The organism is Flavobacterium sp. (assembly GCF_965657075.1).
GTDB lineage: Bacteria > Bacteroidota > Bacteroidia > Flavobacteriales > Flavobacteriaceae > Flavobacterium.
Window position 1 is genome coordinate 4,646 of the sequence record NZ_CBFHMV010000035.1, and the last position, 8,867, is coordinate 13,512.

The window sequence follows — 8,867 nt, forward strand, 5'->3', positions numbered from 1 at the left end:
CGCTAATTTTTGTAAATATTGCGTGTAAGGAATGATAGCTTCAGATTCAGCTCCAAAAAAATTATTGTACCAAACACTTATCAAAGCCAAAATAACTGGGATGTTGTTATCAAAAGAAGTTTCTTTAAAATGCTCATCCATATTGTTGGCACCTTTAAGTAATTTGTCAAAATTATCAAAACCAACAGCCAAACTAATGGACAAACCTACGGCTGACCATAAGGAGAAACGACCTCCTACCCAATCCCACATTGGAAAAATATTGTCTGGATTAATTCCAAAATTAGTAACTTTTTCAATGTTGGTGGAAACAGCCACAAAATGCTTAGAAACATCTTCTTGTTTTGCCGATTTTAAAAACCATTCTCTTATAGTTTCTGCATTAGAAAGTGTTTCTTGTGTTGTAAAAGTTTTAGAAACGATAACAAACAAGGTTGTTTCGGGATTTAATTTCTTTATAATTTCATTTACATGATCTCCATCGACATTAGAAACGAAATGAACATTTAAATGATTACTGTAATATTGTAGAGCCTCAACAACCATGGCAGGTCCTAAATCGGAACCACCAATACCAATATTAACAACATCAGTAAAAGCTTTGTTTGTATATCCTTTTTTAGTTCCAGAAATCACATCATTTGAAAACAATTGAATACTTTCTTTAACGGAAAAAACTTCAGGAATCACATTTTTTCCATCTACAAAAACTGTATCATTTGAATTGGCTCTAAGTGCTGTGTGAAGTACGGCTCTATTTTCTGTAGCATTAATGTTTTCACCAGAAAAATAGGCTTCTATTGCATTTTTTAAACCAACTTCATCTGCTAATTCCAATAATAAATTTACAGTTTCCTGATTGATATTATTTTTTGAGTAATCTACTAAAAAATCATTCCACTGTATGGAAAATTTTTCAACTCTTTCAGAATCATTTGCAAACATTTCCTTTATAGAATTGTGCTGCATCTCATAAAAATGATTACGTAATTTTTGCCAAGCTTCAGTTGTAGTTGGGTTGGTATTTTGCAATGCCATAAGTTTATTCTTTAAATTTTTGAGAAGTTACTTTGTCTAATTCGCTTTTTAAAGGAGCTATTTTAGCTAAGTATTTTATTTTTTCTTTTTTGTCCATGGGTTCCGCATTGGGTAAACTTTGTTTTAATGGGTCTACTTGGACACCATTTTTCCAAAATCGGTAACAAACGTGTGGCCCAGTTGCTAATCCTGTACTACCCACTTTGCCAATTACTTGACCTTGTGAAACTCTTTGACCATTTTTTACTAGAATTTTAGACATATGAAGGTATTGAGTAGAATAAGTGCTGTTGTGCCTCACCTTAACATAATTACCGTTACCAGCAGTATAACCCGTTCTTTCAACAACACCTGAAGCTGTTGTCTTAATTGGAGTACCTTGTTTAGCAGCATAATCTGTACCGTTATGAGCTTTCCATCGTTGTTGAACTGGATGAAAACGTCTTCCAGAAAATTTTGAGGAAATTCTAAAATAATCCAAAGGTGCTTTTAAAAACATTGTTTTAAGTCCTTTTCCTTCTTCGTCATAATAATCTGCTTGAGCTTGATTTGAACTCATTTTATAAGGAAATGCATAGATTTTTTTTCCTTTATATTCAAAATAAGAGGCTTCGATATCAACAACACCGTCGTAAATTGAATCTTCAATAAATCGTTCTTGAATGGTAATTGCAAATTTATCATCTTTTTGAATTTTGAAAAAATCGATAGAATATTCAAAAATCTTAGCCAATTTTGAAGCAACAGCTGGACTTACACCTTCTCTTGATAAAGTTTCTGATAATGAACCGTCAATTGAAGCAGCAATTGTTCTTCGTTTTAAAGTAAATGGTCTCTTTTTTTCACGTACAACAATTGAATCTCTTAAATCAACCACTAAGTAACTGGTTTTATCTTTTACATAGACAAAATATTCTAAATCTTTTTGATTGGTTTTATTTAAGAATAAATAATAAGGCTTACCTGCTTTTATAGAGCGAAGATTGAAACTGTCTTTGATTTTTTCGGTAACTTGAAAAGTAGAATAATTATTTTTCTCGTACTGATCTAAAATAGTGCTGAATGTATCTCCACTTTTAAGAGTATCCGATTTAGTGAAGAAATCGTTAAAAGTAATTCCAAAATCCTTAATAATTACTTCAGATTTTTGAGTTGGTTTTTGCCTTTGAGGTGTTTCTTTTTCTTTATTACAAGAAAATAAAGTTAATATTATAAGAGTATATAGTAAATATTTCAAATCGTAAGTTTTATAAAATTATTCTCCCCAAGTTGCCAATTCATGTTCCGTCCATAATTCAGGGAAAAATATTCTTTTTTGGTATTTAGGATGCATGTATTTTTTCCAATCACTTCCGCCAGTTGCTTCGGCAGAGCCTTTACCGCTTTCGATGTATTTTTTAGCTGCATTTAAGTGTCCCATTACCCAAGTTATGTTAACCGTTTTATCAAAATGCTTCATAGCTTCAACTAATTGAGGGTTTTTTTGATCATTTTCAGGTAACTGTTTGAATTTTTGCCAAATATTAATGGTATTGTATTCTTGCATATGACGAATAAATTCTGCCTTATATTTGCGTTCAAATTCGAGAATTAAGTACGATTTTTTTCCAGTAGTGTGATCTTTACCAGCAGCTTGCCAATACAAATGTTCAAAAGCGTGTTCGTAAGGAGTATTTCTGTCAATTGTAGCTCTAAAACGATGATCAATTAAGTTGATTAAATCTGTTGAAGCAAATTCAATCATACGATACTGAGCGCTTTGAAAACCACTTGCAGGAGTTAATGTGTTTCTAAATTTCATGTATTGATCTACTTCCATCCCATCACCCATGATATCAAAAGAAGTGGTTAGCATATCGAAATAACGACTAATTCGCATTAATCGATCGGTAAAAAACTGTGTTTCTGGTTTTTCGCAATGACATACTTGGTTAATTTCCCAAAGAATCATTTTGAATAATAACTCGTTTACCTGATGATACATTATAAAAACCATCTCATCAGGTAAAGTTGTTCTTTGAATTTGTAAATTTAAAAGTGCATCAGTTTGAATATAATCCCAATAAGTTATGGGTTTTGCCCAAAGAAGACCATCTAAATGTGTTTGTGTTTTTTGATCTATATTTTTAAACTTCTCGTCTAATTGTTGAATTTGAGATTCAATTTCTGAGGAGATTTCCATCTGTTTTATTTTTTGGCTTTAAACGTGTGTTTTAGTCCTTTGTATTCATAAATATCAGCTTTTAGCGAACCCACAGCTAAACTGGCTTTTAAACTAATAGGAATTTTGTTTTTATCGTCTGATACCCAAACGGTTAAACTTTCTTCTTCTTTAAAAACTCTACCTGCTTGAACGTAAGGTCTAAACTTCATACAAGAAACTTTTCCAAATTTAGTACTTATATCTTCTTTACCAAGATATTTTAACTTAAATTTTGTCGTTTCGTCATCAAAAAACATATCAATCGATATAGATTCATTAACTTTTAATTGATCAACTTCGTCGTGGTTTCTTAAATAGTAAAACGCTGAAAGAATATCTTGAACTTCGTCGGTTACAGAAAATGTTTTTTCGGTATTGTTTTTATAATCTTTAACCAAAACCGTTTTTTTGGTTTGATCAAAAAATCCTTCCTGATGTTTTTTGTAACCACCTTCATCAATTTTTCTTAAAAACTGATAGGGTTTGTTTGATTCTTTGTCTATAAAAGTTTGATAATCATCATTTACTTTGAAAACAGCTTTTGTTAGACCAGTGGTATACCCTTTACCAACAATATGATGCACTTTTTTGTTATTACGAGTAGCTTCTTTAACTTCTAATGTTGCGTAACCGGCAGTTATAAAACCGTAGTGGATTCTCATTTTAATAAATTCACCCGTTGTAAAAGAGTCTTCTTGCGTAGTGAATGAATTTGTAAGTAAGAATGCGAATAGTAGTAGGCTTATTTTTTTCATCTCTAGTTCTTTTTTTATTGTAAAATACAATATTTGTACCAAAAATACTAAAACAAAAAATCCCAATCAAAAAAATGACTGAGATTTTATGCTATTAACCAACCAAAAAACTATAAATTATGAAAACTTATATAAAAACTTTAGGAAACCACTCCTTCTATTTTTGCGAGTGCAAATGTAGATGAGATTTTAAATTATTCTCAACAAAAGAGTAACTTTAACACTTACGGCTGATTATTATTTATTATAATTGAATATTTTTTAATGATATGAAAAAATAAAGGCTTTTTATAGCGTTCCTCGCAAAGCTTGTTCTCGTTCAATGGATTCAAAAAGAGCTTTAAAGTTACCCGCACCAAAGCCTCGAGCACCCATTCTTTGAATTATTTCGAAAAATAAGGTTGGTCGGTCTTCAATTGGTTTTGTAAAAATTTGCAATAAATAGCCTTCTTCATCGGCATCAATCATAATTCCTAGACTCATCAACTTATCGATATCTTCTTGAAGTTTGTGATTATGTGCTTCTAATCTTAGTGGAACTGCATCATAATATGCTTTTGGTGGTGTACTTAAAAATTCAATTCCTCTTGAACGCATGTCGGCTACAGTAGTTAAAATATCATCGGTTGCAACTGCAATATGTTGAACCCCTGCTCCTTCATAGAAATCTAAATATTCTTCAATTTGTGATTTTTTCTTTCCTTCTGCAGGTTCGTTTATTGGAAATTTAATTCTTCCATTGCCATTTGACATTACTTTAGACATTAAAGCTGAATATTCAGTGGTAATTTGCTTGTCATCAAAAGAAAGGAAATTTACAAACCCCATGACATCTTCATACCATTTTACCCATGTATTCATTTCATTCCAACCTACATTTCCAACCATATGGTCGATATATTTTAGTCCTGTTGGTTTTGGATTGTAATCTGAAACCCATTTTTTGTATCCTGGTAAAAAATCTCCTGCATAGTTTTTACGTTCCACAAACATATGAACTGTTTCCCCATAAGTGTAAATTCCAGCACGAACCACTTCTCCATTTTCATCGGTTTCAACAGTTGGTTCCATGTAGGATTTGGCACCTCTTTTCATCGTTTCTTCGTAAGCCGAACGAGCATCTTCTACCCAAAGTGCTACAATTTTAACTCCATCACCATGTTTTTTAACGTGTTCACCAATTGGTGAGTCACTTTTTAAAGCAGTTGTTAAAACTAAGCGTATTTTATCCTGTTTCAATACATAGGAAGCTCTGTCTTTTACTCCTGTTTCTAGTCCTGCATAAGCATGCGACTGAAATCCGAAAGCGGTTTTATAAAAATGAGCTGCTTGTTTGGCATTTCCTACATAAAACTCCACATAATCTGTTCCTAAAAGGGGAAGGAAATCTTGTGCTCCTTCAAATATTTTTTCTAAACCGTAGTTTACTGATTTTATTTCTTTACTCATAATTTTAGTATTAAGATGAAAGTATTAAGAATTAAGACAAACTTAATCGTCAAAAAACTTCCTATATTTTATTAATAATTATTTATCTAACCAAGATTGAAAATAAGTTTCATCGGCAATTTTCATAGCTTCTTCAGTGACCATTAAAGGTTTGAAGGTATCGACCATCACTGCTAATTCTTGGGTTTCTGTTTTTCCAATGCTTCTTTCAGTTGCTCCTGGATGAGGTCCGTGCGGAATTCCTGCTGGATGAAGAGAAATATGTCCTGCTTCGATATCGTTTCTACTCATAAAATCACCATCTACATAGTACAAAACCTCATCAGAGTCTATATTGCTATGATTATAAGGTGCAGGAATAGAAAGTGGATGATAGTCGTATAATCGAGGTACGAAGCTACAAACTACAAAGGCATCGGTTTCAAAAGTTTGATGCACTGGTGGTGGTTGATGAATTCGACCTGTAATAGGTTCAAAATCGTGAATAGACAATGCATATGGATAATTATAACCGTCATAACCTATCACGTCAAAAGGATGAGAAGCATAAATCATTTCAATAATTTCGTCTTTCTTTTTAACTTTTATAGTGAATTCACCTGATTCATTGTTGGTTTCTAACTCATAAGGACGACGTATGTCTCTCTCACAATAGGGAGCATGCTCTAAAAGTTGCCCAAACCAATTGCGATACCTTTTTGGTGTATAAATAGGTCTTTTAGACTCTACAATAAAAAGACGATTGTCTTCGGTATCGAAATCAATTTTATAGATAATTCCTCTTGGAATGATTAAATAATCGCCATATTTAAAGTCTAAATTTCCGTAAATGGTTCGTAATTTACCTGTTCCTCTGTGTATGAAAATCATTTCATCAGAATCGGTATTTTTATAAAAATAATCTGTTGTTGATTTTTTTGGTGCTGCCAAAGCAATATGACAATCAGAATTTGTAAGTACAATTTTTCTACTTTCTAAATAATCGTTGGTTGGATTGACTTGAAATCCTCTTAATCGATACGATTGAATATTATTTCCTTTTGCAATTTTGGGAGCAATGTTAATTTGTGAACGAATTTCTTTGACTTGCGTTGGTCTTTGCTCGTGATAAGAATTAGTGTACATTCCGTCAAAGCCAATAGTTCCAAATAATTGTTCATAATACAAATCTCCATTTTCTTTACGGAATTGAGTGTGACGTTTGTGTGGAATTTTTCCTAATGTATGATAAAATGGCATAAGATTTTTGATTTAAGATTTCTGAATAATTTAAAGATTTCTGTAAATACAAGAATCTTCTCATTCAGGATTTCTCTTGATAAGGTATTTTAAAAGCAACGGTAAATTTTCCCAAGACTTCATTTAACAAATATCGTAATTTTTTTTAAACTAAACTAAAACCAGTAACCAATACTAAACCATAAAAAGTTTTCTTTAACTTCTGGAGACCAAGAATATTTAACTTCCATTGGCCCAATAATAGAATCATAGCCATATCCTAATGCATATCCTGAAAAATTGGGTTTAGAAATCCACTCTTTCGATTCGAAAACATTATTTCCAATATTGGCATAATTGGCCGTTATGTTAACATAGTTTTTTTTGTAAAATTCGTACTGAAACATTAACGAGCCTTTTATATAACTATCTCCTGACAAGCTTAAAAAATCATACCCATAAAAAGGTTGAAGATTGTTTATTTTAGAAAATCCATATCCTCCAAGAATAAAATCAAAATACGGAATCGATTTTACGCCAATTGCTGTTCCTGCTTCGGATTGAATTTTAAAAGTATATCGTTTTGAAAACGTTTTAACAAAGCCTGCATCGCCTTTAATTATTGAAAAAGGCTCAAATAAATTGGTGTAATTGGATGAAAAAATATAATTTTTAAGTTCGCCATTAAAATACCAACCTGATTTAGGAAAATATTTATTGTCAAAAGAATCATACTTTACAAACCCAAAAACAGAAAAATAATCGCTGTTATCAAAAATTGGAGTAATGTTTTGAATAGTTGGTGAAAAAAACTTGAGATGTTTTAATTCGCAACCGCCACCAATAATAAATTTTTTGCTAAAAAGGGTTTGTAAAAAAGCTTGGTGAGAAATGTCACTAAAATCAATATTTATCGAATTTAAGTTTAAATCGCTAAAAGTAGTTCCGTTGTTAAAATCGGTTTTAATATTTCTATTGAAAGAAGTATATTTAGAATTGACGCCGAAACTCCAATAAAATCCGTTGTCCAAATAATAATCTAAATTATACCTGAAATTATCACCTAAAACTACATCTAAAGAAAAGTAATCATTTTTAGATATCAACTTTTTGTGCGTATAGTTGAGTAAAATTCCGGTTTTAAACAAATCGTCAAAATGCAATCCTGCTTTTAAAAGCGTATTAATTTGGTTTTCTTTAATTGTAAAATTCAAATTATTATCTGCATCAAAATCATAATAAATAGCACTAAAATTTTCAGAAGCATTTAAACCATTTATCCCTTTTTCAAACTTTTCAAAAGAAATTTTAGAATTGGGCTCTAAATTCAATTTCCCTTTTACATATGCTTCTGTGTAATTTTTTAAGGGGTTTATTACTATATTATTTATGTAAACAGAATCTGAAAAAGCGACTTTTTCTCTTTCAATTTTTTTATTTTCCTTTAAGACTTTAAGTTGATCTAAATACAAAACAGCTGCTTCTTTACCCGTTTTGATAATTTCTTGAGCTTTATCAAATGAAAAAACATTATATCCTTTGATATTAGGTTTGATATAAATATCAGTTAATTTAATGTTTTCAATAGTTTTTTGATCGGTTGGAAAATTTGAAATTTGAATCAGTACATCTGTAATTCCGTTCAGATTTTCTCTGGTTAACAAACCGTCTTGAACATCAACACCAATAACAATATCAGCTCCAATAGCTCTTAAATGTTCAACAGGATAATTATTGGAAACGCCACCATCAACAAGAAGTTTTCCATCAATTTCCACAGGATAATATAAGGACGGAATTGCTCCACTTGCCACAATTGCTTGCGATAAAATTCCTTCTTTTAATACAGCGTCTTTTCCTGTTTCAATATCTGTTGCAATGCAAATAAATGGAATTTTAAATTTAGAAAAATCTCTAATTTCTTTGACATGATAAGTATATCTAGAAAGTAAATTAAAATTATACATTCCTTTTGATAGTCCTGTTGGAGCACTAATTTTGAAATTTTTAAAAGGTAAGGCAATGAGGTAAACTTCGTCATTTCTTTTTTGATTAAACGCTTTCGAATTTCTTGGAATATAATCTTGAATTAACGCATCCGCATCAATTTTAGAAAACAGCAATTCTAAATCATCGGCTGAATATCCTGAAGCATATAAACCACCAACAATTGCACCCATACTTGTTCCTCCAATATAATCTAT

7 protein-coding genes are annotated in these 8,867 nt (G+C 31.1%); all 7 read right to left on the minus strand.

Annotation, left to right across the window (positions count from 1 at the left end):
* The coding region (gene pgi / locus ACTF56_RS12300; protein WP_438967207.1) for a glucose-6-phosphate isomerase at positions 1-1,038 on the minus strand (1,038 nt) is incomplete at its 3' end.
* Positions 1,039-1,042: 4 nt separating this feature from the next.
* Complete coding sequence (locus ACTF56_RS12305; RefSeq protein ID WP_438967208.1) at positions 1,043-2,275, minus strand: peptidoglycan DD-metalloendopeptidase family protein; 1,233 nt, start codon at positions 2,273-2,275, stop codon at positions 1,043-1,045.
* 18 nt (positions 2,276-2,293) lie between these two features.
* Positions 2,294-3,220, minus strand: coding sequence for a tryptophan 2,3-dioxygenase family protein (locus ACTF56_RS12310; protein WP_438967209.1), 927 nt, complete (start codon positions 3,218-3,220; stop codon positions 2,294-2,296).
* Between the two features lie 5 nt (positions 3,221-3,225).
* On the minus strand, positions 3,226-3,996 hold the full coding sequence (locus ACTF56_RS12315; protein ID WP_438967210.1) for a DUF3108 domain-containing protein: 771 nt from the start codon (positions 3,994-3,996) through the stop codon (positions 3,226-3,228).
* Between the two features lie 288 nt (positions 3,997-4,284).
* A complete protein-coding gene (hppD, locus tag ACTF56_RS12320; RefSeq protein WP_438967211.1) occupies positions 4,285-5,445 on the minus strand; it encodes a 4-hydroxyphenylpyruvate dioxygenase in 1,161 nt (386 codons plus the stop codon).
* A gap of 78 nt (positions 5,446-5,523) precedes the next feature.
* Positions 5,524-6,684 (minus strand): homogentisate 1,2-dioxygenase, encoded by a 1,161-nt coding sequence (locus tag ACTF56_RS12325; RefSeq protein ID WP_438967212.1) that lies wholly within the window; start codon positions 6,682-6,684, stop codon positions 5,524-5,526.
* Positions 6,685-6,839: 155 nt separating this feature from the next.
* Positions 6,840-8,867 (minus strand): patatin-like phospholipase family protein (locus ACTF56_RS12330; RefSeq protein WP_438967213.1); only part of this gene is annotated, 2,028 nt, incomplete at its 5' end.